This is a genomic window from Serratia sp. CY84636 (assembly GCF_052166245.1).
GTDB lineage: Bacteria > Pseudomonadota > Gammaproteobacteria > Enterobacterales > Enterobacteriaceae > Serratia > Serratia nevei.
The window spans coordinates 208,418-232,983 of sequence record NZ_JBJNOX010000011.1 but is presented as its reverse complement, the minus strand read 5'-3'; the positions used below and the strand labels follow the sequence as shown (position 1 = coordinate 232,983).

The 24,566-nt window shown below is 54.6% G+C and carries 30 protein-coding genes, 1 other RNA gene and 2 pseudogenes; 20 read left to right on the top strand and 13 right to left on the bottom strand.

Annotation, left to right across the window (positions count from 1 at the left end; all coding sequences use genetic code 11):
- Window positions 1-68: 68 nt before the first annotated feature.
- Window positions 69-407: a DUF2002 family protein gene (locus ACJ8QI_RS22490; protein ID WP_038872785.1), complete on the top strand. Its 339-nt coding sequence runs from the start codon at window positions 69-71 to the stop codon at window positions 405-407.
- A 26-nt stretch (window positions 408-433) separates the two neighbouring features.
- Here ACJ8QI_RS22490 and ACJ8QI_RS22485 read toward each other — a convergent pair whose 3' ends face one another.
- Together ACJ8QI_RS22485 and ACJ8QI_RS22480 are read right to left on the bottom strand one after the other, a co-directional pair.
- On the bottom strand, window positions 434-880 hold the full coding sequence (locus ACJ8QI_RS22485; protein ID WP_025303978.1) for a DUF1198 family protein: 447 nt from the start codon (window positions 878-880) through the stop codon (window positions 434-436).
- A gap of 67 nt (window positions 881-947) precedes the next feature.
- Window positions 948-1,283 carry an MbeD/MobD family mobilization/exclusion protein gene (locus ACJ8QI_RS22480; protein ID WP_004928976.1) on the bottom strand — a complete coding sequence of 112 codons (336 nt, stop codon included), beginning with the start codon at window positions 1,281-1,283 and terminating at the stop codon, window positions 948-950.
- A 184-nt stretch (window positions 1,284-1,467) separates the two neighbouring features.
- On the opposite strand from ACJ8QI_RS22480, the gene smrA reads away from it, so the two are divergent.
- On the top strand, window positions 1,468-2,040 hold the full coding sequence (gene smrA / locus ACJ8QI_RS22475) for a DNA endonuclease SmrA (RefSeq protein ID WP_442533116.1): 573 nt from the start codon (window positions 1,468-1,470) through the stop codon (window positions 2,038-2,040).
- 50 nt (window positions 2,041-2,090) lie between these two features.
- On the opposite strand, the gene ACJ8QI_RS22470 is transcribed toward smrA, so the two are convergent.
- Window positions 2,091-2,504 (bottom strand): DoxX family protein, encoded by a 414-nt coding sequence (locus tag ACJ8QI_RS22470; RefSeq protein ID WP_442533115.1) that lies wholly within the window; start codon window positions 2,502-2,504, stop codon window positions 2,091-2,093.
- Window positions 2,505-2,696: 192 nt separating this feature from the next.
- Between ACJ8QI_RS22470 and ACJ8QI_RS22465 the strand changes: the two genes are divergently transcribed.
- Window positions 2,697-2,927 carry a (4Fe-4S)-binding protein gene (locus tag ACJ8QI_RS22465; protein ID WP_016929825.1) on the top strand — a complete coding sequence of 77 codons (231 nt, stop codon included), beginning with the start codon at window positions 2,697-2,699 and terminating at the stop codon, window positions 2,925-2,927.
- 1 nt (window position 2,928) lies between these two features.
- Window positions 2,929-3,207, top strand: a complete 279-nt coding sequence (locus ACJ8QI_RS22460; RefSeq protein WP_063990620.1) for a GNAT family N-acetyltransferase — start codon at window positions 2,929-2,931, stop codon at window positions 3,205-3,207.
- 32 nt (window positions 3,208-3,239) lie between these two features.
- Here the strand turns inward: ACJ8QI_RS22460 and ACJ8QI_RS22455 are convergent, their stop codons facing one another.
- Window positions 3,240-3,422, bottom strand: coding sequence for a YodC family protein (locus tag ACJ8QI_RS22455; RefSeq protein WP_025303973.1), 183 nt, complete (start codon window positions 3,420-3,422; stop codon window positions 3,240-3,242).
- Between the two features lie 120 nt (window positions 3,423-3,542).
- Here ACJ8QI_RS22455 and ACJ8QI_RS22450 point away from each other — a divergent pair, with 120 nt between their 5' ends.
- Complete coding sequence (locus tag ACJ8QI_RS22450) at window positions 3,543-4,058, top strand: DUF1543 domain-containing protein (RefSeq protein WP_442533114.1); 516 nt, start codon at window positions 3,543-3,545, stop codon at window positions 4,056-4,058.
- Here the strand turns inward: ACJ8QI_RS22450 and ACJ8QI_RS22445 are convergent.
- The gene (locus ACJ8QI_RS22445) at window positions 4,053-4,979 is read right to left on the bottom strand and encodes a LysR substrate-binding domain-containing protein (RefSeq protein WP_039568626.1); all 927 of its coding nucleotides are present in this window, start codon (window positions 4,977-4,979) and stop codon (window positions 4,053-4,055) included. The genes ACJ8QI_RS22450 and ACJ8QI_RS22445 overlap by 6 nt on opposite strands.
- An 85-nt stretch (window positions 4,980-5,064) precedes the next feature.
- Between ACJ8QI_RS22445 and ACJ8QI_RS22440 the strand changes: the two genes are divergently transcribed.
- Window positions 5,065-5,562 (top strand): GNAT family N-acetyltransferase, encoded by a 498-nt coding sequence (locus ACJ8QI_RS22440; RefSeq protein WP_442533113.1) that lies wholly within the window; start codon window positions 5,065-5,067, stop codon window positions 5,560-5,562.
- Between the two features lie 62 nt (window positions 5,563-5,624).
- On the opposite strand, the gene ACJ8QI_RS22435 is transcribed toward ACJ8QI_RS22440, so the two are convergent.
- A complete protein-coding gene (locus ACJ8QI_RS22435) occupies window positions 5,625-6,359 on the bottom strand; it encodes a class I SAM-dependent methyltransferase (RefSeq protein WP_442533112.1) in 735 nt (244 codons plus the stop codon).
- Window positions 6,360-6,457: 98 nt separating this feature from the next.
- Between ACJ8QI_RS22435 and ACJ8QI_RS22430 the strand changes: the two genes are divergently transcribed.
- The 3 genes from ACJ8QI_RS22430 to ACJ8QI_RS22420 all read left to right on the top strand — a co-directional run bounded on the left by ACJ8QI_RS22430 (window position 6,458) and on the right by ACJ8QI_RS22420 (window position 9,172).
- A complete protein-coding gene (locus ACJ8QI_RS22430) occupies window positions 6,458-6,910 on the top strand; it encodes a GNAT family N-acetyltransferase (RefSeq protein ID WP_442533111.1) in 453 nt (150 codons plus the stop codon).
- Between the two features lie 112 nt (window positions 6,911-7,022).
- Entirely contained in the window at window positions 7,023-7,439 is a 417-nt protein-coding gene (locus tag ACJ8QI_RS22425; protein WP_225735642.1) for a DUF2946 domain-containing protein, read from the top strand.
- A 71-nt stretch (window positions 7,440-7,510) separates the two neighbouring features.
- Window positions 7,511-9,172, top strand: coding sequence for a DUF2534 family protein (locus ACJ8QI_RS22420; RefSeq protein WP_442533110.1), 1,662 nt, complete (start codon window positions 7,511-7,513; stop codon window positions 9,170-9,172).
- A 264-nt stretch (window positions 9,173-9,436) separates the two neighbouring features.
- On the opposite strand, the pseudogene ACJ8QI_RS22415 reads toward ACJ8QI_RS22420, so the two are convergent.
- A pseudogene (locus ACJ8QI_RS22415) lies at window positions 9,437-9,556 on the bottom strand (transposase); the annotation flags it as partial.
- 576 nt (window positions 9,557-10,132) lie between these two features.
- On the opposite strand from ACJ8QI_RS22415, the gene ACJ8QI_RS22410 reads away from it, so the two are divergent.
- The 9 genes from ACJ8QI_RS22410 to ACJ8QI_RS22370 all read left to right on the top strand — a co-directional run bounded on the left by ACJ8QI_RS22410 (window position 10,133) and on the right by ACJ8QI_RS22370 (window position 18,678).
- Entirely contained in the window at window positions 10,133-10,693 is a 561-nt protein-coding gene (locus tag ACJ8QI_RS22410; RefSeq protein ID WP_072271062.1) for a tyrosine-type DNA invertase, read from the top strand.
- 430 nt (window positions 10,694-11,123) lie between these two features.
- Complete coding sequence (fimA, locus tag ACJ8QI_RS22405; protein ID WP_089186389.1) at window positions 11,124-11,672, top strand: type 1 fimbrial major subunit FimA; 549 nt, start codon at window positions 11,124-11,126, stop codon at window positions 11,670-11,672.
- A gap of 69 nt (window positions 11,673-11,741) precedes the next feature.
- Complete coding sequence (locus ACJ8QI_RS22400) at window positions 11,742-12,281, top strand: fimbrial protein (protein WP_060441103.1); 540 nt, start codon at window positions 11,742-11,744, stop codon at window positions 12,279-12,281.
- A gap of 121 nt (window positions 12,282-12,402) precedes the next feature.
- On the top strand, window positions 12,403-13,074 hold the full coding sequence (locus tag ACJ8QI_RS22395) for a fimbria/pilus periplasmic chaperone (protein WP_226773051.1): 672 nt from the start codon (window positions 12,403-12,405) through the stop codon (window positions 13,072-13,074).
- Between the two features lie 117 nt (window positions 13,075-13,191).
- Window positions 13,192-15,783: a fimbrial biogenesis usher protein gene (locus ACJ8QI_RS22390; RefSeq protein ID WP_060441105.1), complete on the top strand. Its 2,592-nt coding sequence runs from the start codon at window positions 13,192-13,194 to the stop codon at window positions 15,781-15,783.
- A gap of 21 nt (window positions 15,784-15,804) precedes the next feature.
- Window positions 15,805-16,329, top strand: coding sequence for a fimbrial protein (locus ACJ8QI_RS22385; RefSeq protein ID WP_060441106.1), 525 nt, complete (start codon window positions 15,805-15,807; stop codon window positions 16,327-16,329).
- 33 nt (window positions 16,330-16,362) lie between these two features.
- Window positions 16,363-16,845 carry a fimbrial protein gene (locus ACJ8QI_RS22380; protein WP_060441183.1) on the top strand — a complete coding sequence of 161 codons (483 nt, stop codon included), beginning with the start codon at window positions 16,363-16,365 and terminating at the stop codon, window positions 16,843-16,845.
- 16 nt (window positions 16,846-16,861) lie between these two features.
- Entirely contained in the window at window positions 16,862-17,833 is a 972-nt protein-coding gene (locus ACJ8QI_RS22375; protein WP_442533109.1) for a fimbrial protein, read from the top strand.
- A 125-nt stretch (window positions 17,834-17,958) separates the two neighbouring features.
- Complete coding sequence (locus ACJ8QI_RS22370) at window positions 17,959-18,678, top strand: helix-turn-helix transcriptional regulator (RefSeq protein ID WP_442533108.1); 720 nt, start codon at window positions 17,959-17,961, stop codon at window positions 18,676-18,678.
- A gap of 350 nt (window positions 18,679-19,028) precedes the next feature.
- Here the strand turns inward: ACJ8QI_RS22370 and ACJ8QI_RS22365 are convergent.
- The 3 genes and pseudogenes from ACJ8QI_RS22365 to smpB form a co-directional block, all read right to left on the bottom strand.
- Window positions 19,029-19,207 (bottom strand): annotated as a pseudogene (locus ACJ8QI_RS22365) (integrase); the annotation flags it as partial.
- 242 nt (window positions 19,208-19,449) lie between these two features.
- Window positions 19,450-19,813: a transfer-messenger RNA gene (gene ssrA, locus ACJ8QI_RS22360) on the bottom strand.
- Between the two features lie 49 nt (window positions 19,814-19,862).
- A complete protein-coding gene (gene smpB / locus ACJ8QI_RS22355) occupies window positions 19,863-20,345 on the bottom strand; it encodes an SsrA-binding protein SmpB (protein ID WP_033654311.1) in 483 nt (160 codons plus the stop codon).
- Window positions 20,346-20,506: 161 nt separating this feature from the next.
- Between smpB and ACJ8QI_RS22350 the strand changes: the two genes are divergently transcribed.
- The gene (locus ACJ8QI_RS22350; RefSeq protein WP_004929096.1) at window positions 20,507-20,941 is read left to right on the top strand and encodes a type II toxin-antitoxin system RatA family toxin; all 435 of its coding nucleotides are present in this window, start codon (window positions 20,507-20,509) and stop codon (window positions 20,939-20,941) included.
- A complete protein-coding gene (locus tag ACJ8QI_RS22345; RefSeq protein WP_004929098.1) occupies window positions 20,934-21,218 on the top strand; it encodes an RnfH family protein in 285 nt (94 codons plus the stop codon). Before ACJ8QI_RS22350 ends, ACJ8QI_RS22345 begins: the two co-directional genes overlap by 8 nt.
- Window positions 21,219-21,336: 118 nt before the next feature.
- Here ACJ8QI_RS22345 and bamE read toward each other — a convergent pair whose 3' ends face one another.
- The 3 genes from bamE to nadK form a co-directional block, all read right to left on the bottom strand.
- Window positions 21,337-21,675: an outer membrane protein assembly factor BamE gene (gene bamE, locus ACJ8QI_RS22340; RefSeq protein ID WP_004929101.1), complete on the bottom strand. Its 339-nt coding sequence runs from the start codon at window positions 21,673-21,675 to the stop codon at window positions 21,337-21,339.
- A 240-nt stretch (window positions 21,676-21,915) separates the two neighbouring features.
- Window positions 21,916-23,577 carry a DNA repair protein RecN gene (gene recN / locus ACJ8QI_RS22335; protein WP_442533107.1) on the bottom strand — a complete coding sequence of 554 codons (1,662 nt, stop codon included), beginning with the start codon at window positions 23,575-23,577 and terminating at the stop codon, window positions 21,916-21,918.
- An 86-nt stretch (window positions 23,578-23,663) separates the two neighbouring features.
- Complete coding sequence (gene nadK / locus ACJ8QI_RS22330; RefSeq protein WP_019452304.1) at window positions 23,664-24,542, bottom strand: NAD(+) kinase; 879 nt, start codon at window positions 24,540-24,542, stop codon at window positions 23,664-23,666.
- Window positions 24,543-24,566: the final 24 nt, after the last annotated feature.

The following is a 24,566-nucleotide window of genomic DNA, read 5'->3' as shown; positions in this document are numbered from 1 at the left end:
GAAAATCATTGTTTCGGTGAATGATTACGGTAAGGTCGCTCAGCGGTCCAGAATGAGAGGAGGAATCGATGTATTTACGGCCGGATGAAGTGGCTAAAGTGTTGGAGAATACCGGCTTTGAGCGTGATTATGTCACCGATCAGGCCTATGGCTACCGCAAGGGTGCGCACTACGTGTATGTGAATCGCGAAGCGCGGATGGGCAGAACCGCGTTGGTGATCCACCCAGCGCTGAAAGAGAGAAGCGTGCATTTCGCCACGCCAACCTCCCCGGTGCGCACCAGCGAGCAGTATCTGGAGTTTCCCCTGGATTTAAGCGGCGACGCCCCGAACCTGCGTTACGGCATCGCACACGGCTTCAGCTCGCGCGAAGCGCTGTCGCGCTACCTCTTCAGCATGTTCCTGTAATCGGTCCCCCGCATTGGGGGACGCGATCAGCCGTGGGCCAACGCTTCGCGGTTGAAACGCTCATTGTAGGCGCGGCGGAACTGCGCCAGTTCAAACGCATCGATATCCAGCTCGGCGAAGTAAAACAGCGCCGCTTCGGTGTGCTCGGCGTGCAGCTCCGGCGACAGCCCGGCGCGCAGTAGCACGTCCCGCCACAGGGCAATCTGTTCGTCGTCCGCCTGTTTGATGAACGTCAGGTAGATGAACAGCAGATAAGCCGCCTGGTGCATCTCTTCGGTGTAGCCGTTGTTCAGCATGCGGATAAAGGTCTGGCTTTGACGGCCGCCCATTTCCTGGATCATCGATTCGATCAGCATCGGCTTGACCCTCAGCAGATGGGCCAGCGAATCGATGGCTTTGCGGGTGTCGGACGTCAGGATGCGGTAACCGATAATGAATACGACGATCAGGGCGGCGAGGATGATCCAGGTCATTTAGGCTTTATTACACTCTCAATACGCCAGAAGAGGGGCGGGAGGCGCTGTGCGACAGCGCCCGCTATCAATGCTGTTCGCCGCTGAAATTACCGACCGCGCTCTGTTGGCGCAGGTGGTGATTGAAGGTGGCCGCGTCTTTGGCCAGCGCGTCCAGATGGGCGCCGAGCATTTTGATCTGCTTCACCAGCGCATGCTGTTCCGGTACCGAGCTGGCGGTGCTCAGCTTGCGCGCCAGTTGTTCATTCTGCGCCCGCAGCGCGGCTTCGCGCTGTTTGGCTTCTTCCAGCAGTTGCTGCAGCGCCTGGTAGCTCTGCTGCCATTCGCGGTGTTGCCGTTCGAAGCTGCTCTGCAACTCATTCATCGCATTTTGAAACTGGATTTCCAGCTCGCGCATTGTCATGGGCTCGATCCTTTGCGGCACTCAATGATGGCTTAGCAGTATAGCGAAAACTGTTCGCAAGCTCACCCGTTGACGACAAATGAGACAAATGCCGCTGACAATTCCCGGCTTGCAACCGCGCCAAGGCGACTTACAATCGACCCCATTCCCGGCCGTAAAGGCTGCCGTTCAAGAGAGGTGGAAGATGAGTGAGCAGGAAAAAGACTTTTTTGAACAGGCGATGGCGGACGTGGTGCCGCTGGAGAGCGGGCGGCAGACGCTGTACCTCAAGCCGCAGGAGGCGGTGGACAAAAGCGCGCGGCGCGAAGCGCAGCGGCTGATGCAGGAAAACTTCCTCAGCACCGATTTTCTCGAGGTGATCCCCTGCGAACAGCCGCTGGAGTTCAAAGGAGAAGGCATTCAGCAGGGCGTGCTGGACAAGCTGCGCAACGGCCGTTACCCGCCGCAGGCGTCGCTGAACCTGCTGCGCCAGTCGGTCGAAGCCAGCCGGCAGGCGCTGTTTCGCTTCATCGTGCTGGCGGAGGCGCAAAACCTGCGTTCGCTGCTGATCGTGCACGGTCGCGGGCGGCAGAACGAAAGCCATCCGAATATCGTGCGCAGTTACCTCGCCAAGTGGCTGGCACAGTTTGAACAGGTACAGGCATTTTGCCGCGCCTTACCGCGCGACGGCGGCGAGGGCGCCTGCTATGTCACGCTGCGCAAATCGGCGCAGGCCAAGGCAGAAAACTTTGAGCGCCACGCCAAGCGCAGCCGTTGAAAGGATAGCCGAAATAAAATGGCCGGCGAATATCGCCGGCCATCGATGAATTATTTATTAAATATTTTATAGTCCAGCGAATAACGGCCGGCGCCGGTTACCGCCAGCAACATCAAGCCGCCAATGATGCTGATGTTTTTAAAGAAGTTGATTTCATTGCCCATCATTTCCATGCCGGTCATTTTCCAGAACGGATGGCCGATAAACGCGGTGCCCAACACATACAGGGCGAAAATGACCGCGATAGGGCGAGTAAACAGACCGAGAATAAGCGCGATGCCGAAAATAAACTCCACCACCACGGCAACGATCGCCGCTAAATAAGGCATCGGCGTGCCGTAGCCTTCCATCGCCGTGACGGTCGCACCGAAGTTGACCAGTTTCATCCAGCCGAAAATGATAAACAGAACCATCAGTAATATGCGGGACAGCAGAATTACGCCGTCTTTTGAGCTATCACCCATTTCGAACTCCTTAGCCACTGTCGGAATGATGTTGTCTTACTGAATAAAGATTAGAACAATTTACGTTTTTTTCTAGCGGCGACGGGCGGTTGCGCCACTTTTTTCGTTGGGTGAGACGCGTGGTGAAGCCGGTGGCATTGCCTATACTTGAGCCTGGAGCAAAAACAATAAAACAGGCAATGTGAGGCCAAAATGGACGAGGAATTGACCGCCGCCGGTTACCGCCGTTATTCCGGCGACAAGATTGACGTTTATTTTAACAGCGCGATATGCCGCCATTCCGCCAACTGCGTGCGTGGCAACGCGGCTATTTTTACCCTGAACCGCCGCCCGTGGATTATGCCGGACAATGCCGACGCGGCGGAGGTGAAACGCGTTATCGACACCTGCCCCAGCGGCGCACTTAAATATAGGGAGAAATAATATGGAACATAAAATACTGGCAGACGACAAGCGTTTTTATATCAATGACGAGCAGGGCAAGCTGATCGCCGAGATCTCTTTCGTGCCGAGCGGCGACAAGCTGACCATTATCGATCACACCTGGGTGGATGAGTCATTGAAGGGGCAGGGCGTCGGCAAAAAGCTGGTGGCGTTGGTGGTGGAGAAGATGCGCGCGGAGCGGCGTAAAATCATTCCGCTCTGCCCGTTCGCCAAGCATGAGTTTGATACCACGCCGGCCTATCAGGACATTCGCGCCTGAGGCGATAACGGGGCGCGGTGCGCCCCGGTTATTCAGCAGACGCCGAAATCGCCGTCTTCGTGGTACAGCGCCACGTCGCTGGCCTGCACCTCCGTGCGCTGCTCTTTGCCCAGTTCATTCCAGCTGCAAACCAGGGTTTCACCGTCGATCGCCACCACGGTCATCTTTGGGCCGCCGGTGGTGCGTTGAACAAAATCACCGATATTGAATGCCATGCGTTCCTCCACAACAGATTAAACCTCACCTATTGATAACACAGAATGGCGCTGCCGTTGGCACGAGTTTCGTTATGTATTATTTTATATAGCGATTATCACCAAGGAGAGCAGAATAACATGCCGGGATTATTGATGTTTTATGTGGGCGGTACGGCGCCGGGCGCCAATATTGAGCTGCACGACGTGCAGTTCGCGGCGGCGGATCGGCCGGAAGAGGCGTATCCGCTGCTGCGTGAAAAGTGGTTCGGCGATAAGCGCAAGGTGCATGTCGACGGCTATGCGCGCATCGACTGGGCGGACGGTTACGACGTGAGCCTGGAGCCTGCGCCGTTCGCCGGTGAAGAGAAGCTGTTTTTCGTCAACGTGGGCGGCTACCGTAGCGATGAGCTGGCGGAATTGCACCAGTTCGGCCTGTTTGTGGCGCGTTCCGCCGACGAGGCGAAGGACAAAGCCAAACGGGTGCTACTGACGGACAGCGCACAGCAGCACAAGGATGACCTGGCCGAGGTGGACGACTGCCTGCTGTTGCAGGCGCTGCAGGGCTACCATGTGCATCTGCGGTCCAACCCGCACGGCAAACCGGCCCGGCCGCTGTGGCAGGGGTATCTGCCGATCGGCGAACCCGCGTTATAACGCCGCCAGCGCCTGCAGCTGTTGCCGCAACCAGCGGCAGGCCTCCGGCCGGCCGTTCTTGCGGTGCAGATAGATTTTGATCTGATACGGAGGCACCGGAAACGGCAGGGGGTGGATATCCAGCGCCGCCGCCTGCCGCAATTTTTGCGCGGCGTAGCGCGGCATGCTCATCACCAGTTCGCTGTCGGCGACGATGAACGGCGCTCCCAGCAGCGAAGGTGTGCGGATGGCGATATCGCGCTGCAGCCCCAGCTTATCGAGCTGGTAGTCAATGACGCCGCGCTGTTCGTTCCACGGCGTCACCACCAGATGGCGCGCCCGCAGGTAGTTTTCCAGCGTCAGTTCGCCGTATTTTACGCTGAAGGCGGGTGAACAAATCGCCACATACTCATCCTCCAGCCAGCTCACCTCGTCGATCTCCGGGTAGCTTTCGCCGTCGGTTTCGGTAAAGCCCAGCGCGAAGTCGATGCGTCCCGCCAGCAGATCGTTCAGCGCCACCTTGCGCTCGGAATAGCGCAGCTGGAACGACAGCCCGGGCGCCAGGCGTTGCATCTGCGCCATCAGCGCGGGAAACACCGCGAAGGCGGTGTAATCGGTAATGGCGAAGGTGAAACTCTCCCGGCTTTCGGCGGGGACGAAGCGCGGGCGCGGATGCAGCCCTTTGGCCAGCAGCGCCAGACTTTCGCTGACGGTCGGGGCCAGGCTGTCGGCATACACCGTCGGGTGCATGTCGTTGCCGACCCGGTAGAACAGCTCGTCCGCCAGCGCCTTGCGCAGCCGGATCAGCGCGTGGCTCAGCGCCGACGCGCTGAGGGCCAGCTCCGCCGCGGCGCGCGTCACCGATCGCAGCCGATAGACCGCTTCGAACACCAGCAGCAGGTTGAGATCGAGACGCTTCAAATCCAGATGCATGATATTCATTACCTGTTGATGAAAATGCAGTTCATACAGTATTGGAGGCGCGATATGCTGGCAAGCACAGTCATCAACACACTCAGGATTTGCCATGACCATCGAGATTTACCCGGCGCAAGAAAGCGACGCCAAACTGATTCTGGATATGATTATCGAGCTGGCGGTGTACGAAAAGGCGCGCGAGCAGGTGCTGGCCAGCGTGGAAGATATCGAACGCAGCCTGTTTGGGCCGGGCGCCTGTTCCGAAGCGCTGATTTGTACGGTGAACGGCGAGCCGGCGGGTTATGCGGTGTTCTTTATGAGTTACTCCACCTGGCTGGGTAAAAACGGCATCTATCTGGAAGACTTGTACGTGGCGCCGAAGCATCGCGGCGAGGGCGCCGGTAAAAAGCTGCTGCGGCACATCGCCCAGCTGGCGTGCGAACGGCAGTGCGGCCGCCTGGAGTGGAGCGTGCTTGACTGGAACCAACCGGCCATCGATTTCTACCTCAGCATCGGCGCGCAGCCGCAGGGCGAGTGGGTGCGCTATCGTATGGAAGGCGAGGCGCTGACGCACTTCGCGGCGCACGGGGCGGCGCTGCCGGCATAATAGCCGTTGGGGGGAGGTGGCCTCCCCAACTGTGGTGATGTGAACGGTTTACTGCGGATCAATCAGGCGGGTTTGCGGGCGGCGAGAATGAAGATCATCGGGCGCTCCTGCTCTTCGTCCAGCGCCGGATTAGCGGCAATTTGCTGCGCGCTGGGGCCCCATTCGTTCAAATGCTGGATGATAAAGCCTTGCTGCGCCAGCGGGTTAATATAGCCGCCGAGCGTGCGGTGCTGCTTGATGACACCTTCCGCCAGCCAGTTGGAAACGCGCTGGCCTTCTCGCTGGTAGCCGTTCACCGGCCAGGATTTCTGCCCATTGCCGTCGGTCAGCCAGCCCTGCTGCGCCGGGGCGGTGTAGATCGGGTGCTCGGCGGTGAAGATGAACTGCCCGCCGGGTTTCAGCGCGGCGTAAACCGTGGCGAACAGGGCGGCCAGATCCTCGAGGTAGTGCAGCGTCAGCGAGCTGTAGGCAAGATCGTAACTTTCCGGCGGCAGCTGCAGCTGCGCCAAATCCTGCCGACGGTACTCGATGCCCGCGTCGACGGTCATCTCCCGCGCCTTGGCCAGCATTTTTTCCGAGACGTCCAGTCCCAGCACGTCGGCGGCGCCCTGTTCGCGCGCGCTGCGGCAAAACCAGCCGTAGCCGCAGCCGAGATCGACCACGCTTTTGCCCTGCAAATACGGCAGGATGCGGCGAATGGCGGGCCATTCCGGCGCGCCGTCCAGGCCGTGCCGCGAGCGGCTGAGCTGCGCATAGCCGTCGAAAAAGGCCTGATTGTCATAGATGTTTTGCGTCATGAAGACTCCTTAGTGAATGACGGCGGCGGAATGCCGCTGCCATACCGTGCATATTGCTGCATAATTCTACGCTGACAACATGCATAACGGGAATGACGATGGACATGATTTCGGTGCGGCACGCGCCCGAACTGGCGCCGCGCGCCATTGCGTATTTTCAGCGGCACTGGGCCACAGCAGAGACGCTGATGATGTATGAAGACGCCATCAACCGCAGCCTCGGCGCCGCTAACCCGCTGCCGCAGTGGTACCTGCTGATGGAAAATGATCAGATCCTCGGCTGCGCGGGGCTCATCACCAACGACTTTATCAGCCGTGGGGAGTTGTATCCCTGGCTGTGCGCGCTCTACGTAGAGGAAACGCAGCGCGGCCGGGGCTATGGCGCCAAACTGATTGAGCATGTGGCGGCGGAAACCCGCCGGCTGGGCTTCCCGCAGCTACACCTGTGCACCGATCTGGAAGGCTACTACGAGCGCAGCGGCTTCGTTTATAACGGGCTTGGGTATCACCCCTGGGGCGAATCCTCTCGGGTCTATTCGCGGGTGCTGTGATCGCCGCCGCCGGGGGCGCGTAAGACAAACCTGACTTTTCTTTCACCTCATCGCGCATCGCGGGTTACACTGACCGCTTGTTCGCCACCGACCGGGTTAATTCGCCGCCGCGATGAGAGTGCCACGCCAGCTACAGCAACGCTTTACCGCCTGCATCGCCATTATGGCGGTGCTGTTGCTGTTTGTGGCGCCGGTGGTGTCGAAATCGCTGATGCACCACCCGATGATGGGCGGCATGGCGCAACCGGACGCCGCCATGCCGCACGACATGCACGCGATGGCGATGCCCGCCGCCGAGCATGCCGGCCACCACGGCATGGATCCTGCGGAGATGATTTTCTGCGGCTATTGCGAGCTGCTGATCCACGTGCCGCTGCTGCTGTGGGCATTCGTCCCGCTGCTGTGGCTCATGGCGCGCATCGCGCGCCTGCCTTGCGCGCCGCGCATCGTTTCTCCGCCCCTTCGGCGCCTGACTCTGCGGCCGAGCCCGCGCGGGCCGCCTGGCCAACCGTTTTTCCCTATTGCTTGATCATGGGTAACGCCGTCCGTATCGCTGCGGACGGTTTGCCTGCGCGCACAGTTTGAAAAACGAGAAAGGCCATGTCTTCAATAACCAAAACTCCACCTGCCGCATCGCCGCGTGGCGCGATGCTGAACCTGATCAGACGGCTGCATTTTTATATCGGCCTGCTGGTCGCTCCTTTTATTTTTGTCGCAGCACTGACCGGCACGCTGTATGTGCTGACGCCGCAGCTTGAAGAGGCGCTGTATCGCGATGCGCTTTTCACTGAACCGCACGGGCAGGCGAGATCGCTGGCTGACCAGATCGCCGCCGCCCGCCGCGCGGTGGGTGACGAGGCACGCATTTACGCCGTGCGCCCGGCACCCGGCGTAATGGACACCACGCGCGTGCAGTTCGCGGGCGCCGATCTGGGCGCTTCCGAGTCGCGCGCGCTGTTTGTCGACCCTTACACCCTGGCGATCAAGGGCGATATGACGGTATACGGCACCTCCGGCGTGCTGCCGTTGCGCACCTGGCTGGATAAGTTGCACAGCAGCCTGCTGCTTGGCGATCTGGGGCGCAACTACAGCGAGCTGGCGGCCTCCTGGCTGTGGGTGGCCGCGCTGGGCGGCGTGGCGCTGTGGCTGGCGACGCGGCCGAAGCGCAGGCTGAAAAGAGCAAAAGGGGGCTTCGCCGCCAGCCGCCATTGGCATATCACGCTGGGCGTGGCGTTGCTGGCCGGGCTGCTGTTTTTCTCGGCTACCGGGCTGACCTGGTCGCAGTGGGCCGGTGGCAACATCGACGCGCTGCGGGCCAACCTGGGCTGGCTGACGCCGCAGGTCAACACTAGCCTGCAGGCCGATGCGCCGCAGATGCCGGCCGATCCGCACGCCGAGCACCGCGGGATGATGCCGGGCATGAAGATGAACCCTGCCGTGCAGGCCAATGCGCTGAACGGCGACTGGGATCGGGCGCTGCACGCTGCGCGCGCCGCCGGGATCGACGCCGCCAAGGTCGAGCTGCGCCAGCCGAAAGGCGAGGGCAAAGCCTGGACGGTAACCGAAGTGGATCGCAGCTGGCCGACGCAGGTGGACGCGGTTGCCATCGCGCCGCAAAGCTTCGCCGTCATCGATCAGGTGCGGTTCGACACCTTCCCGCTCATCGCCAAGCTGACCCGCTGGGGCATCGACGCCCACATGGGCATTCTGTTCGGCTTGCCGAATCAGCTGCTGCTGGCGGCGTTTGGCCTTGGGCTGTGCTTGATGATCGTGCTGGGTTACCGCATGTGGTGGAGTCGCCGCCCGGCGGCGGGGGCGCAGCATCCGGTGCATACGCTGATTGCCGCCTGGCTGGCGCTTTCCCTGCCGGCGCGCGCCGCCACGCTGCTGGTGGCAGCGGCGCTGGGGTATTGCCTGCCGGTGATGGGCGTGAGCCTCGCGGCGTTGCTGCTGGTGGACGTATGGCGCTGGCGCGGCCAGCGGCAAGGCCTTCAGAACGAAACGCCGGAAGCGGCCGCCCGCCGCGCCGAGGTGCGCAAGTTCCGCGCGGCGGTGGCGACGGTGGCGCTGGCGGTCGGCTGCGTGATGGGCCGAGCGATCCTCGGCGGCACCGTCGAGCAATTCCAGCTGCCGATCGGCGCCTGGAGCGCCCAGATGGTGATCATGCAGAGCCTGATGGTGCTGCTGTATACGCTGGTGTTCACCCTGCTGCTTTCCATTCCGCTGTGGTATTTCTTCCTGGGGGAGAAAGAGGGGCGGTGAGGTAGCGTCCGGCATGCCTGCGGGCATGCCGGATATTTGGAAATGTGACTCAAGCGCGTATCATCTCACCAAAGGGTAATCTCTACTGAAAGGAAGCGAACGATGACGTTTGAATAACGAAGGGACAAAGCGATAACCGCGAGGAAATTGCACAACAAAGAAACCTAATACCAGAAAATGTAAGCATACTCGTTTTATTTCCTCCTTAAAATATTTTATTTATTTAATATCATAGGGTGAATTCCCGCCGCGCTTTGCTTTTCAGTTGTAGTACGAGGCCTCAGATATTCCTGCTTCGCGGCAAACATTTTTGATGGTCCAATCTGCTTCGACGGAGTTCAGTACGAGGATGATCTGATGCTCAGTAAAATGGGCTTTGCGCATGATGATCTCTTTAAAGGACACATTCTATATGCCGAAAGATCTCTAAAATTGAATAATTCGATTTACTGGATGCTTACACTTGCACAGGAGCTTTGAGATTTTCACTTCAGCCACTTCCACACCACACAATCTTTTTGTGCTCAGTATATGAGATAAATAGAAGAACGTATTAGCGGATCACCCAGGTCGCAGTGTATTAGCCAACGACGCGAACAGGTCAATGCTGATGTGAAATGCATTCTTAGTCGGGTTTAATAGACGGGAGAGTGATAAGTAGTATGTATAGTCATTTTTATTGACATGATGAAATCAGATGTTTCCATATTGGAATGTGATTCGTTTTTATTTAAAAGTTATTATGCATGGAAAAGATAGCTTGAAAAATAGATGGTGTCCGCAATTAAGTTATGTCGTTCAATAAATAGGCTGTGATATTAATACACGGATTAAACCATCTTGATTTATACCTTAATTATATTGCCTAACTATGTTTCACTTGAGATAATACTATTGATATCAAGAAGCTTGAAAATCGACGGTAATTTTTCACACGGCCTAAAATATGGAGGTGTTTCTGTGAAGAAAAGAAAATATCTTACACAAAATGAAATAGATCGCTTGCTTGAGGCATCTCGTAAAGGAAGTTTCCCTAAGCGAGATGAGTGTTTTATTCAAATGTGTTTTATTCATGGTTTCAGGGTTAGTGAGCTCTGCCACTTAAAATTTTCGGATATCAATCTCATTGATAAAGTCGTGCACGTAAACAGGCTAAAAAGCGGCTTAAAAACAACGCATCCACTTTTGGCTTCAGAGATAAAGCTTCTAAAAGCTTGGCTAGAGGAAAGAGTAACATGGCGTGGCTGCGAATCACCTTGGATATTTCTCTCGCAAAAAGGCGGTCCTCTTTCTCGCCAACAAGTTTATAACATGATGAAGAAGTTCGGTTCCTTGGCAAGTATCGCCGTCTCTCTTAATCCACATATGTTGAGGCATTCATGCGGATATGCTTTGGCTAACAGGGGGACAGATACGCGGCTGATACAGGACTATTTGGGACATAGAAACATTCAACACACAGTGTTATATACCTCGAGCAATCATCGTCGGTTTGCAGAGGTTTGGCAAAAGGAATTGTAGAGGAATTAGTCAAAATGAACCAAATTGTAATTAGTTTCGTCTATAATTTGCGCCAAGTCAATTCTTCTTGGATTCTTTTTTTTAACAGAATATCCGCTTTTATTAGTTACCTAACTAGCCAACCGCAGCAGAAACATCTGAGAGTGCAAAATTCTTTGCAGTCGCAATCCATACTTTATCCATTCTTATATTATCCCATCAATCGCCTCTCCAGCTTGTTTGACTGCAATGTATATTTATTTCGAAATATTTAACTGTAATTATTCCAAAAACGATATTTAACTCCAAATAATACAATTTGGTTCATTTTGACTACTTTTTTTGTCTTTCCGTGTTCGATTTGGCGCGAGACAAACAGAGAAAATGCTCATGTGAATCAAGTTGTTATGCCAATTATTGGCCTTTTACCAAGACATGGAGTTTTGAACTTATGCGTAAGATCCGTCTTATCAACACCTTGATTGCCGCCTCTCTGATGACTGCTGGCCTGGCTCATGCAGCAACTACTACCGTTAACGGTGGTACCGTTCACTTTAAAGGTGAAGTAGTTAACGCTGCTTGCGCCGTTGATGCCGGTTCTGTAGACCAAACCGTCCAGCTGGGCCAGGTCAAAACTGCCACGCTGAGCGAGGCGGGTAAAACCAGCTCTGCTGTAGGCTTCAACATTCAGCTGAACGATTGCGATACCACCGTTGCTACCAAAGCGGCCATTGCATTCTCTGGTGTTGCTGTCAATGCTGAGAACCCAACTGCTCTGGCACTGGAAAGCTCCTCTGCGGGTGGTGCTACCAACGTGGGTGTGCAGGTGCTGGACAGTGCAGGCAAAGCGCTGGCATTCGACGGTGCAACCTTCAGTACTGCTGCCACTCTGACTGACGGTACCAACACTCTGCCATTCCAGGCGCGTTACATCGCCACCGGTGCTGCCACTCCTGGTACTGCCAACGCGAACGCCAACTTTAAAGTTCAGTACCAGTAATACCGGTCTGCAAGGATGCTTAATCAGGCCAGGACGGCCTGTTTTCAGCTATCGAAGAGGGAATAAGCGATGCTCAAAACCAGACTGGGACTCTGCCTGCTTTTCATTGCTCCTCTGTCTATCGCCGGCAACAAGTGGAACGTCACGCTTCCTGGAGGACAGATGCGCTTTCAGGGGGAGCTCATCGCTGAAGCCTGTACGGTTGAGGCGGGTGACAGGCAACTGGTTGTTCGCATGGGACAGGTTAGCAGTAACCGTTTCAAGGATGCAGGGGATGACGCCGATCCGGTGCCGTTCAGTTTGCATCTCCAGGATTGTAATCCCAATGTCAGCGATCGCGTCGGTATCGTCTTTCACGGCGTAGCCGATGGCAAAAACCCTGATGTTCTGTCGGTTGGCGAAGGCGAGGGAATTGCGTCTGGCGTCGGCATCGCCCTGTTCGATGAACAGGGGCAACTCATACCCATTAATTCAGAACCTCAGTCTTGGAAACCGCTGACTAAAGGAACGCGTATCTTGCAATTTGTTGCCAAATATCGGGCAACCGGCAATACGGTTATCGGTGGTGCTGCAAATGCCCAGGCTTGGTTCTCTTTGACATACCAATAAAACATTCGTTTTCGCGTATGAAACTTTTATCTCGGATGAGATAAGCGCGCGCAAAAGGTTAAAACGGCGGTTATCCGCCCAAGAGGTTAACGTGATTAAAATGAAAGCGACCGGAAACGTCATGGGTTCACTGCTGGCTTTGGCAGTCGTATTTTGTACTCCGCATGCTGAAGCGGGCGTGGCTCTTGGGGCAACACGCGTTATTTATCCGGCAGAACAGAAACAGGTCACTCTGGGTGTGAGCAACAATAATGATAAAGACACCTTTCTTATTCAATCCTGGGTCGAGAACGATGATGGTCAAAAAGAAGGCCGGTTCGTTATTACTCCGCCGTTGTTCCTCATGCAGGGGAAAAAAGAAAATACGCTGCGTATTATTGATGCAACCAATAACGCCTTGCCTAAAGACCGCGAAAGTCTTTTCTGGGTCAACGTCAAAGCTATTCCCTCTCTGGACAAGGCAAAACAGAAAGAAAATACGCTTCAACTGGCGATAACGAGCCGAATCAAATTGTTGTATCGCCCACAAAATCTCAGTATGGCGCCTGATCAGGCCCCCGGAAAACTGACGTTTAAACGCGATGCGAACACACTGGTACTGAATAATCCAACACCCTATTTTCTGACCGTCACGGAATTGAATGCCGGCACACGTTCATTAGCCAATGTCATGGTCCCGCCTATGGGGGCGGCAACGGTGAAACTGCCGGGCGATGCCGGCAGTGCAATTACATATCGCACGATTAATGATTACGGTGCGCTCACGTCTGTGATGAAAGGCACCTTGCAGTAACGATCTGAGTCATTCACTAAAACAATGGATTCAATAACGCAGGTAACGCAGCACCGGCATTGATGACGGCGTGCGGTAGCGACAAGTCACCTGGTTTATGGAGCAGGCACGGATAACATGAAAAAATACCACATCCGGGAACGGGCGCTAAACAAAGCAATGCTTACGCCGCTGGCATTGCTCTTGGTGGCTTCGACATTTTCCGCGCGCGCAGACAACTACTTCAATCCCCGGTTCCTGGCTGACGACCCGGCATCGGTTGCCGATCTCTCCAGTTTCGAAAAGGGGCTTGATGCGCCGCCGGGTACCTATCGTGTCGACATTTACATGAACGAGGGTTACGTGACGACGCGAGACATCACCTTTGATAAAAGTGATGACGGTAGCAAGCTGGAACCGTGTCTCACTCGCTCTCAGCTGGCTTCACTTGGCGTCAATACCTTGACTATTCCAGATATTGCCGTAATGAAGAGCACGGCCTGCGTGCCTTTCACACGGCTTATTGCTGATGCTGCAAGCTCATTCGATGTCGGTCGCCAGCGTCTTTCCATCAGCATTCCTCAGGCTTTCATGGGAAATCAGGCGAGAGGGTACATAGCTCCCGAGCTTTGGGATAATGGTATTACGGCCGGTTTGCTCAATTACAACTATACCGGCAGTGAAGTGCGCAGTCACAATGGCGGCACCCGCAATTACGCCTATCTCAATCTGCAAACGGGTCTCAACCTGGGGGCATGGCGCCTGCGGGATAACTCAACCTGGAGTTACAGCAGCGGCACGGGATATAACGAAAATCGCTGGCAACATGTCAATACCTGGCTTGAACGTGACATTGTATCCTGGCGCAGCCGGCTGACGATGGGTGATGGCTATACTGCGGGTGATATCTTTGAAGGTATCAACTTCCGCGGCCTTCAGGTTGCCACAGACGATAATATGCTGCCCGACAGTCAACGCGGCTTTGCTCCTGTTATACATGGAATAGCACGTGGTACCGCACGCGTATCGGTCAAGCAGAACGGATATGAAATATATCAGACCACGGTACCCGCCGGCGCATTCACTATCGGTGATCTGTATGCGGCAGGAAACAGTGGCGATCTGCAGGTGACGGTGAAAGAGGCGGATGGCTCCGTTCAGGTCTTTACCGTTCCCTTCTCATCCGTCCCGATGTTGCAGCGTGAAGGACAGGTGAAGTACGCGGTGACTGCAGGGCAGTTCCGCAGTGGTAATGAACAACAAGACAAGCCGAAGTTTTTCCAGGGAACGGCGCTTTGGGGATTACCCGATGGCTGGACGGTCTATGGCGGCACACGTGCCTCAAACGACTATCGTGCCTTTAACCTCGGGGTGGGAAAAAACCTGGGCTACCTCGGGGCGGTATCTTCAGATATTACGCAGGCGAATGCCACCTTGCCTGACGGCAGCAAGCATCAGGGACAATCTCTGCGTTTTCTCTATAACAAATCGCTCAATGAGTTAGGGACCAATTTCCAACTGGTCGGATACCGTTATTCTACTCGGGGCTTCTATTCTCTGGCCGACACCGCGTGGCGACGCATGAGCGGTTACTCCGTGATTAGTGAAGACGGGATCGTGAATATCAAACCAAAGCTGACGGATTATTACAATCTGAACTACAGCAAGCGCGGTCGTTTGCAGGCGACGGTGACGCAACAGGTTGGACGGACATCGACGATATACCTGACTGGCAGTCATCAAAGCTACTGGAATACCAGCCGTTCAGATGAACAGCTGCAGATTGGTTATAACAGCACCATTCAGGATATCAGCTGGAGCCTGAGTTATAGTCTGTCCAAAAATGCCTGGTCCGACGATAAAGACCAACTGCTTGCTTTCAACATTAATATTCCGTTCAGCCACTGGATGCGCTCGGATACCCGGTCAGTATTCCGAAATGCCAATGCCAGTTACAACACGTCGACAGACTTCAAGGGACGTACGACAAATACGGCCGGCCTTTACGGGACGCTGCTGGAAGATAACAACCTGAGTTATAGCGTGCAATCGGGCTATAACAGCGGCGGTAATGGTAACAGCGGCGCAACGGGTAACGCCGCGCTCAATTACCGCGGCGCTTACGGCAACGCCAACGTCGGTTATAGCCACAGCGGTGACTATAAGCAGATTTACTATGGTGCCAGTGGTGGCGTACTTGCCCACGAAAATGGCATCACCTTCAGCCAGCCACTCAATGACACCATGGTGCTTATCAAGGCGCCGGGGGCGAAACACGTTTCTGTCGAGAATCAAACAGGGGTGCGTACAGATTGGCGTGGTTATGCCGTGCTCCCTTATGCGATGGACTACCGCGAGAATCGGATATCCTTGAACACGAATACACTGGCGAACAACGTCGAACTGGAGGAACCGGTATTAAGCGTCGTTCCTACACGGGGAGCCGTCGTGCGTGCGGACTTCAAGGCCAAAGTCGGGCTGAAGGTTCTTATGACATTGACAAACAACGGCAAGCCAGTCCCGTTCGGCTCTGTAGCCTCTTACGGAGATGGTCAGTCAGGCAGCATCGTGGCAGATGGCGGGCAAGTTTACCTTACCGGCCTTGCGCCAAAAGGTACCGTCAACGTGAGGTGGGGCAATAGCGAAAATGAACGCTGCACGGCGACGTACAGTTTGCCGGCTGACAGTCAAAACCAGGCTTTGAGCTATGCCTCTGCCATTTGCCGGTGATAAGCAGGAGATGATGACGCAATGAGAAAATACCTTCCAATCCTGTGTTTGTTGCCGTTGGTTGCGGGATATGCCCATGCGGCGGACAGTACTATCACCATCACAGGTTATCTAAAAGACAATGCCTGCTCGGTCTCTGTTGACTCTCAGGATTTTACGGTGGATTTGTTGAGCAATGCGGCCAAGCAATTCAACCGGGTTGGGGCCGTCACGCCATCCATACCTTTCAAGATTGTCTTCGACAAGTGCGGCAGTTCCGCGACGGCAGTTCGCGTGGGGTATGTCGGAACCTCTGACAACGACAACACTACCCTGTTAAAGATTGATGCTGGAACAAACGCCGCAAGCGGTATTGGAGTGCAAATACTGGATCGCGACAAGACTCCGATTCCATTAAATGCGGCTCAGGACTCCCTGAAGTGGACGACATTGACGGCGGGCCAGCCCAATACGTTGGGCTTTTATGCACGCTTAATGGCAACGCGCGCTCCCGTGATGGCAGGAACAGTGACAGCGACGGCCAATTTCACCTTAGAGTTTCAGTAAGGAAGTCTGAAGATGATCATTATCAAGAACATTATGCTGGCGGGGGCGTTGCTTTTTACTACAACATTCGCCGCGCATGCAGCTGACGTGACCATTACGGTCAACGGACGCGTAGTGGCCAAGCCCTGCACCGTATCAACGCCATCGGCGACGGTAGACTTGGGCGACTTGTTTACATTTAATTATATACAGGCCGGCTCGGGTTCAGCCTGGCATCCGGTAACGCTGAATTTGACCAATTGTCCAATAGGCACTTCGAGAGTCACGGCAACATTCACGGGGACAACGGACAGCACGGGATATTACAAAAATCAAGGTGGGGCAACCAATCTTCAATTGGAACTGCAGGACACCAGTGGCAATAACCTAAACAACGGAAAAACCAAGGCGGTTCAGGTTGATGATTCCACACAGTCAGCGAGTCTGCCATTACAGGTTCGTGCGTTATCAGTTAATGGCAACGCCAAGCAAGGCAGTATTCAGGCCGTAATTAATGTCACATACACTTACGCCTAAATTGAGGAGTCACGTCATGACACTGGTTTCAAAACTAAAGAAAGTGTTGAAGAAAAAAGAAGTTGCTGCCCTCGTGGCTTCTGTATGCCTAATGGCATATTCATCCGGCGCTAATGCTTTTGCTTGTAAGGATGCTACAGGAAATGTAATTAATTCTAGCTCTGGAGGAGGGGCAGGAACTTTCACTGTTTATGCTAACTTAACGCCTAGCGTACAGGCTGGTCAGAACCTCGTTGTAGACCTAAACTCAAGCATAAGTTGTCGAAATGAACTTCCACAATCCTATATTGACTGGGTGGCTTTAAATGACGGCAGCGCCTATGGTGGGGCGCTGGAAAATTTCACAGGAACGGTAAAGTATTATAATTCAAGCTATCCACTGCCAGTTACTAATAGAACAAAAGAGACCGCATTTACAACCAGTTCATATCAGCCATGGAATGTTATGCTATTCCTGAAGCCTATTTCAGCGGCGTCAGGAGTATTAATTAATAAGGGTAGTTTGATTGCCAGATTAAATATGTATAAATATTCAACAAACCCTCAAACCGGTCAACAAAATGGCACAATAGACCGTTTCACATGGAATATTTATGCTAATAACACAGTGGTGGTTCCCACTGGTGGTTGCGACGTGTCATCGCGCAATGTGACGGTTACCTTGCCGGATTACCCCGGCACGGCTGCTGTACCGCTGACTGTCCATTGCGGACAAAACCAACAGCTGGCTTATTATCTGACCGGCACAACTGCTGATACGGCAAGCACCATATTTACCAATACGTCATCTTCAAATCCGGCTACTGGCGTTGGCGTACAACTGTCTAACCGTAATGGCATTGTAGCTACCAATAAGAATGTCTCTCTCGGTACGGTTGGCACCAGCCCCCAAAGTTTGGGACTAACGGCTTCCTATGCACGAATCAATGGGCAAGTGGTAGCAGGCAATGTTCAGTCCATTATTGGCGTGACGTTCGTTTACGAGTAGCATTATCTATATATTATACCTCGATAAAAAACGCTGTAGCAGATGAAAATTCTCGACATGATTATCATGTAGGGCTCGTATCTCGAAACTACTGGCGCCCGGGTTCATAAGCATATGGTTATTACATGGGCATCGCAATCTTGAAAAAAAACGACAAAAAGATAAATATTATAGTGATGGATCCGGTGGGTTTTTATCGGGAGAGTATGGTTCAGGTCTTAAGTAAATATTTTGGTGAAAGAATAAATGTTACCGATGTGGTATCCAGTCTATCCGCACTAATGTGCTTGGCGCTGAGAAAAGGGCCTGCCGATGTCTATTTGATGGAGGCCTTCGGTCAGAATGAGAGTTATAATAACTGGGGTGAGTTCACTCACTTCATGGCCACTTATTATCCGTCAGTAAAGTGTCTGCTCTGGTCTTCAAAACCGACCATGTTTATAAATAAATTCAATAATTTTGAGCGGGGGGAGGCTGGCTGGCAGATACCAAAAAAAATTGACGTAAGTTGCTTTGTTAGTTTTTTGAAACGATTTTTTGATGGAGAGAATTTTGACCCATATAATTCCCAGTTTTACATAGGTCCTCCCATGTCAAACCTCACACCTAGTGAAATAGCTATAATTACAGGTATCATTGAAGGGGATAGTATCAAGTGTTTGGCCAAGAAATTTAATGTTGCATATAAAACTATAAGCACGCACAAACGTAACGCCATGATAAAAATGCGCATATCGTCGACAGCTCAGCTACGTAGCCTTTTTCTGGACGGGCATATCTTGCGAGGCGATAAGGAACGATATCTTCCAATTGAAACTAGCTCTAACCAACCTTTTATGTTGTAACCTTAGGTAGTTGAGTGGCTTACTGAATTCGTCCATCTGAACAGAAGTGATATGCTTACCTAAGCACAGCGCAGCTGTAGAGATTACATTCTAAACGTCTGTTAGGGTGGCTTTTTTTCGAAAAAAATGATCGTCATCTGCTTAATGGGCATTATTTTATAAGTGAAAGGGTATGGTTTATCGAGGTATTTATTCTCCATAATCAAGGTTGTCTGCCTCAGAAGCGTATCGCTAAACGGTTAGGACTCCCCAGGTTAACTGTAAACAGTAGTTTCTTGCGAGCTACCCAAACTGGGGTGCGTTGACCTGTCAACTAACTGAAACTGGAATGCACTCTACTATTGCCATACTAATGCTTCAATCACCATTCTTGCCTTAATTTCCTGAATTAGGATAACTACAGACCTCGGAAAACAACTTTCTTAAGATCGCCAGATATCCTTGGCTAGTCCGCAGTTATCCTTGTTCGCTTAAGGGCAAACCAATTGGCCTCGACGGCTGAGAAAATGCTCTCTAAGGCAATTTGCTGCTATTCTGCCATTTGCTGGGCTCTGGTTTTTATACTTATGTAGTCCACGCTATGCACGGAGTCTTCCATCTATTGGTTGTACGTAATTGGTATCAATTTAGCGTATACCTAACCGCATACCAACAGTCTCCAGATTTAGCCGGATAAACTCGGACGATTACGGATACAAAAAAGCCCGCAACCGAAGTTGCGGGCTTTTTCGCTATTATCGCCGGGTCTATCTGGTTCACTGGCGACGTATTTGGTGGAGCTGGGGGGATTTGAACCCCCGTCCGAAATTACTACACCGTCGGCACTACATGCTTAGTCCAATCTTTACATTCGCCGGCCAGCTGCGGATGGACACGCTACTGACAGACTAGCCTGATTAAGTTTAACGCTTCAGCCCCAGGCAGGACGTCCACGCGATCTCTTTTGGGTTTGACCTCTCTTGATCCCCGTCCTAAGAGCGGAGGCTAGGGAGAGAGGGCTCTAAGCAGGGTATTAAGCTGCTAAAGCGTAGTTTTCGTCGTTTGCGACTATTTTTTTGCGGCTTTTTACGAGGCCAACCGCCCCTCGGCATGCTCCTAGGGCTTCGCAAATCCCGTCGAATCCAGAATCAGCCCCAAGTAACTTTGTGCAGTATACCAGAAGTTTACCTCGATAAGCCAGCGGCTTAACGATTGGCGTGCTTCATGATACGGGCTTTCGCCGTCTGCCATTCGCGATCTTTGATGTCATCGCGTTTGTCGTGCTCTTTCTTGCCTTTGGCTACGCCGATCTTGATCTTGCTCCAGGCATTTTTCCAATACAGGGACAAGGCCACCACGGTGTAACCGTCGCGGTTGACGCGGCCGAGCAGGGTGTCCAGCTCGCGTCGTTTCAGCAGCAGTTTACGGGTACGCGTCGGATCGCACACCACATGCGACGAAGCCACGTTGAGCGGGGTGATGGTGGCGCCAAACAGATAGGCTTCACCGTCACGGAACGTCACGTAGCTGTCGCTGAGGTTGGCTTTGCCTGCACGCAGCGATTTAACTTCCCACCCTTGCAGCGACAGGCCCGCCTCGAACTCTTCTTCAATGAAGTATTCGAAACGCGCGCGCTTGTTTTGAGCAATGGTGGCGGAACCGGGTTTGTGTGCTTTTTTCTTTGTCATAGTGCGTTCATTATACTGGATGCTTCAGCGAAAGAAATCCTTTCCCGTTCAGCACCTGCGCAATTTTTCGCATTTTTGGCGCCCCCATCCCTTAGCAGATTTTTTGTTTGCCGCCAGATAAATGGTATTATCTGTACGTTTTATGTCTCACAGGAAATGATATGCCCCAGATCAGTCGGTCTGCATTAGTGCCGTTCAGCGCCGAGCAGATGTATCAGTTGGTTAACGATGTTCATTCTTATCCCGATTTTCTGCCAGGCTGCACCGGCAGCCGGGTGCTTAACGCTACTTCCAACGAAATGACCGCCGCGGTGGACGTCGCCAAGGCCGGTATCAGCAAGACCTTCACCACGCGCAATACGCTGCTGGATAACCAGAGCATCAATATGCAGCTGGTCGATGGTCCGTTCCGCAAGCTGATGGGGGGCTGGCAGTTCACGCCGCTGAGCGAAGAGGCCTGCAAGGTGGAGCTGCACCTGGACTTCGAGTTCACCAACAAACTGATAGAGCTGGCGTTCGGCAAGGTGTTCAAAGAGCTGGCGGGCAGCATGGTGCAGGCATTCACCCAGAGGGCGAAAGAGGTTTACAGTGTCTGACATCCAGGTCGAGGTGGTGTACGCCTTGCCGGAGCGTCAGTACCTGCGCAAGGTGAAGCTGGCCGAGGGCAGCAGCGTCGAGCAGGCGATCCAGGCTTCGGGCCTGCTGGAGCTGCGCCAGGATATCGATCTCAAGAGCAACAAAATCGGCATCTACAGCCGCCCGGCCAAGCTGGGCGATACGCTGAACGACGGCGACCGGGTGGAGATCTACCGGCCGCTGATAGCCGATCCGAAAGAGCTGCGCCGGCAACGGGCAGAAAAGGCAAAAAAATAAGGCGCTATGAGCGCCTTATTTTTTTATCTGAAACTGATTTTCTCTTCCGCGTTGCAGCCTGCGACTGTCATGAGGAACATCATGCCCCCTCATGGGCCGGAAGAGCGGGCGGCGCCGATTACTTGGTCAGCGCCGGTTTGTTTTGGATATCGGTCAACACGCCTGCGCTGTCGAAGGTCAGCGTCAGCGTCTGCTGGGTGATGTCTTCATGGCCAGGCTGCTGGCGGAACACATAGAACCACGTCTGAGTCCCGAACGGGTCTTGCAGCATTGGGGTGCCCAATGTGTAAGCGACCTGTTGTTGGGTCATCCCTTTCTGAATTTTCGCCACGTCGGTCGACGTCAGGTAGTTCCCCTGGTTGATGTCAGGACGATAAACCACCTTTTCAAAAGTAGAACAGCCTGCAGTCAGCATCACAAGAACTACAGCGGCGGCAGTCAGCGTTTTACAGCGCATAGTAATCACATTCCTTTAGGGCATAGGATGCCGATGATAATAGACCTTGCGGCAGTTGGAAACCTTTATACCCTTCATCTTTCAAGTTGCGACGCGTTGGCTTTCTTTCAGCACCTCAAGCGCTTGGCCTGTTTCAGGCCGTTGAGGAGGCTTAGGATCGCCGCCGCGCCGCACTTTAGATATCTTTCGGGTCAACAGCGTCACTGTCAGACCGCAGGAAAGTGAAAAAGTTGAGCTTTTTTATGCCGCCAGCAGTTCTTTGGCGTTCGCCAGCGTATTGCGGGTGACTTCGCTGCCGCCGAGCAGGCGCGCCAGCTCCTGCAGCCGGGCGCGTTTATCCAGTGGCGCCATCTGGGTTTCGGTGACCGTGCCGTCGGTCTGTTTGCTGACGAACAGGTGCTGATGCCCGCATCCGGCCACCTGCGGCAGGTGGGTCACGCACATCACCTGGGTGGATTCGCCGAGCTGGCGCAGCAGGCGGCCAACGATGGCGGCGGTCGGGCCGCTGATGCCCACGTCCACCTCATCGAAGATCAGCGCTGGGGTTTCCATCTTGCGGGCGGTGATCACCTGTATGGCCAGCGCGATGCGCGACAGCTCACCGCCGGAGGCGACCTTCGCCAGCGGTTGCAGCGGCTGCCCCGGGTTGGTGGAGACGCAGAACTCGGTGCGGCTGGCTCCTTCGGCGCTCAGATGCTGCGGTTCGAAGCGCACATCGATGTTGAACTTGCCGTGCGGCATGGAGAGCGCCTGCATGCTGTCGGTGATGAGCGTGGTCAGCTCGGCGGCGTAATGCAGGCGTTTCTGATGCAGCTGCTCTGCCAGCGCCAGCGCCTGTTGGTGATGCAGGGTGACCGCCTCGTTCAGGTGTTCATGGTCGCTTTCCTGCTGTGAAAGCAGCTGCTGTTCATCCAGCAACTGCTGATGCAGCTGCGGCAGCTCTTCCGGCGCAACCTGATGTTTGCGCGCCAGGCTGATTTGGCGCGACAGGCGCTGTTCCAGCTCGTGCAGGCGGTTGGGATCGAGATCCATGCGATCGGCGTAGTGGCGCAGCTCGTCGCTGGCTTCGCTGATCTGGATAGAGGCCTCTTCCAGCATGTCCAGTAGGCCGCTGAGCTTGTCGTCCAGCCCGGCCAACTCGAGCAGCAGGTGCTTGGCGCTGTAGAGCTGGCTGAGCATGTTGTTCTCGTCGCTGTCGGCGAGCAGCTGCAGCGTCTGCTGGCTGAGGGTCAGCAGCTGGCCGCTGTTGGCCAGGCGCTTGTACTCGGCGTCGGTCTGTTCGAACTCGCCGGCCTGTGGCGCGAATTCGTTCAGCTCTTTCAATTGGTATTGCAGCAGCTGCTTGCGCGCTTCGCGCTCGATGGACTGCTGCTGATGGTGCGCCAGCTCGCGGCAGCTCTGGTGCCAGCGTTGGTAGGCCTGGCTCATCGCCGCCAGCAGGGCGGGCTCGTCGGCGTAGGCGTCGAGCAGCGCTTTCTGGTGCTCCGGCTTGAGCAGCAGCTGATGGGCGTGTTGGCCATGGATTTGGATCAGGCGTTGCCCCAGCTCGCGCAGCTGCGACAGCGGCACGGCGGTGCCGTTGATAAAGCCGCGCGAACGGCCGTCGGCGTTGATCACCCGGCGCAGCAGGCATTCGTTGCTGTCGTCCAGCTGGTTCTGCTCCAGCCACTCGCGTGCGGACGGGGTGTCCGCCAGCGAGAAGCGGGCGCAGAGGTCGGCGCGGGCGGCTCCCAGGCGCACCACGTTGCCGTCGGCGCGGTTACCGAGGCACTGCCCCAGCGCATCGATGGCGATGGATTTGCCGGCGCCGGTTTCACCGGTGATCGCCGTCATACCCGGTTGAAAATCGATTTCCAACTCACGAACGATAGCAAAGTTGCTGATGGTTAATTGCGCCAGCATGGGAACCTTCCTGTGTATAAACACATAACTGTAGTTTCATACAGTATAAACTGGTTTTATATACAGTAAAGTGGCCGACGCAGATTTTAGAACAATTTTTTCGACCAGCCCAGCTTGGTGCTTAACGTGTTGAAATAGCTGTAGTCCTTTGGGTGAATCAGATTCAGGTGGAAATCGCTGCGGCGGATCAGCACTTCTTCGCCTTCCTGGATCGGCAGCGCGATCTGGCTGTCGCAGCTGATCTCCAGATCGCTGCCGATCTGGGAAAACTTCAGGCGGATGGTGCTGTCGCCGTTGATCACCAGCGGCCGGGCGGAAAGGGTGTGCGGGAACATCGGCACCAGCGCGATCGCCTCCAGCGACGGGGTGAGGATCGGCCCGCCGGCGGAGAGCGAGTAGGCGGTGGAGCCGGTCGGCGTGGCGATGATCAGGCCGTCGGAGCGCTGTGAGAAGGCGAAGCGATCGTCGATGTACACTTCGAATTCGATCATGTGCGCCACTTTGCCGGGGTGCAGCACCACTTCGTTGATGGCGGTGCTGATGCGGCACTGCTGGTGCTCTTTATGCACGATGGTTTCCAGCAGGAAACGCTGTTCGTCGATGTATTCGCCTTCCAGCACGTCCGCCAGCTGCTGCAGGGCGTTGTCGGGATCGAGATCGGTGAGGAAGCCGAGGTTGCCGCGGTTGACCCCGATCACCTTGATGTCGTAACGCGCCAGCACGCGCGCGGCGCCGAGCATGTTGCCGTCGCCGCCGACCACCACCGCCAGATCGGCGCGCTGGCCGATATCCGCCAGGCTGCCGGTGACGGCGTCTTTTAGCCCCAAATCATGGGCGATCTGGCGTTCGACCATCACTGAATAGCCGCGGGCGACCAGCCAGTGGAACAGCATCTCGTGGGTTGCCAGCGCTGAAGGGTGACGCGGGTGGCCAACAATGCCAATACAGGCGAATTTTTTATTCATTTGTTGTGATTTTCCTCACCGGGA

Coding starts and splice junctions, on each gene's coding strand:
- ACJ8QI_RS22485 (WP_025303978.1), bottom strand. CDS start 880: ATGACCTGGATCATCCTCGCCGCCCTGATCGTCGTATTCATTATCGGT.
- smpB (WP_033654311.1), bottom strand. CDS start 20,345: ATGACAAAGAAAAAAGCACACAAACCCGGTTCCGCCACCATTGCTCAA.
- ACJ8QI_RS22400 (WP_060441103.1), top strand. CDS start 11,742: ATGCTCAAAACCAGACTGGGACTCTGCCTGCTTTTCATTGCTCCTCTG.
- ACJ8QI_RS22470 (WP_442533115.1), bottom strand. CDS start 2,504: ATGGGTGATAGCTCAAAAGACGGCGTAATTCTGCTGTCCCGCATATTA.
- fimA (WP_089186389.1), top strand. CDS start 11,124: ATGCGTAAGATCCGTCTTATCAACACCTTGATTGCCGCCTCTCTGATG.
- nadK (WP_019452304.1), bottom strand. CDS start 24,542: ATGAATAAAAAATTCGCCTGTATTGGCATTGTTGGCCACCCGCGTCAC.
- bamE (WP_004929101.1), bottom strand. CDS start 21,675: ATGCGCTGTAAAACGCTGACTGCCGCCGCTGTAGTTCTTGTGATGCTG.
- ACJ8QI_RS22390 (WP_060441105.1), top strand. CDS start 13,192: ATGAAAAAATACCACATCCGGGAACGGGCGCTAAACAAAGCAATGCTT.
- ACJ8QI_RS22490 (WP_038872785.1), top strand. CDS start 69: ATGTATTTACGGCCGGATGAAGTGGCTAAAGTGTTGGAGAATACCGGC.
- ACJ8QI_RS22385 (WP_060441106.1), top strand. CDS start 15,805: ATGAGAAAATACCTTCCAATCCTGTGTTTGTTGCCGTTGGTTGCGGGA.
- ACJ8QI_RS22370 (WP_442533108.1), top strand. CDS start 17,959: ATGGGCATCGCAATCTTGAAAAAAAACGACAAAAAGATAAATATTATA.
- recN (WP_442533107.1), bottom strand. CDS start 23,577: ATGCTGGCGCAATTAACCATCAGCAACTTTGCTATCGTTCGTGAGTTG.
- ACJ8QI_RS22430 (WP_442533111.1), top strand. CDS start 6,458: ATGGACATGATTTCGGTGCGGCACGCGCCCGAACTGGCGCCGCGCGCC.
- ACJ8QI_RS22445 (WP_039568626.1), bottom strand. CDS start 4,979: ATGAATATCATGCATCTGGATTTGAAGCGTCTCGATCTCAACCTGCTG.
- smrA (WP_442533116.1), top strand. CDS start 1,468: ATGAGTGAGCAGGAAAAAGACTTTTTTGAACAGGCGATGGCGGACGTG.
- ACJ8QI_RS22480 (WP_004928976.1), bottom strand. CDS start 1,283: ATGACAATGCGCGAGCTGGAAATCCAGTTTCAAAATGCGATGAATGAG.
- ACJ8QI_RS22425 (WP_225735642.1), top strand. CDS start 7,023: ATGAGAGTGCCACGCCAGCTACAGCAACGCTTTACCGCCTGCATCGCC.
- ACJ8QI_RS22465 (WP_016929825.1), top strand. CDS start 2,697: ATGGACGAGGAATTGACCGCCGCCGGTTACCGCCGTTATTCCGGCGAC.
- ACJ8QI_RS22455 (WP_025303973.1), bottom strand. CDS start 3,422: ATGGCATTCAATATCGGTGATTTTGTTCAACGCACCACCGGCGGCCCA.
- ACJ8QI_RS22460 (WP_063990620.1), top strand. CDS start 2,929: ATGGAACATAAAATACTGGCAGACGACAAGCGTTTTTATATCAATGAC.
- ACJ8QI_RS22420 (WP_442533110.1), top strand. CDS start 7,511: ATGTCTTCAATAACCAAAACTCCACCTGCCGCATCGCCGCGTGGCGCG.
- ACJ8QI_RS22380 (WP_060441183.1), top strand. CDS start 16,363: ATGCTGGCGGGGGCGTTGCTTTTTACTACAACATTCGCCGCGCATGCA.
- ACJ8QI_RS22395 (WP_226773051.1), top strand. CDS start 12,403: ATGGGTTCACTGCTGGCTTTGGCAGTCGTATTTTGTACTCCGCATGCT.
- ACJ8QI_RS22450 (WP_442533114.1), top strand. CDS start 3,543: ATGCCGGGATTATTGATGTTTTATGTGGGCGGTACGGCGCCGGGCGCC.
- ACJ8QI_RS22375 (WP_442533109.1), top strand. CDS start 16,862: ATGACACTGGTTTCAAAACTAAAGAAAGTGTTGAAGAAAAAAGAAGTT.
- ACJ8QI_RS22440 (WP_442533113.1), top strand. CDS start 5,065: ATGACCATCGAGATTTACCCGGCGCAAGAAAGCGACGCCAAACTGATT.
- ACJ8QI_RS22350 (WP_004929096.1), top strand. CDS start 20,507: ATGCCCCAGATCAGTCGGTCTGCATTAGTGCCGTTCAGCGCCGAGCAG.
- ACJ8QI_RS22435 (WP_442533112.1), bottom strand. CDS start 6,359: ATGACGCAAAACATCTATGACAATCAGGCCTTTTTCGACGGCTATGCG.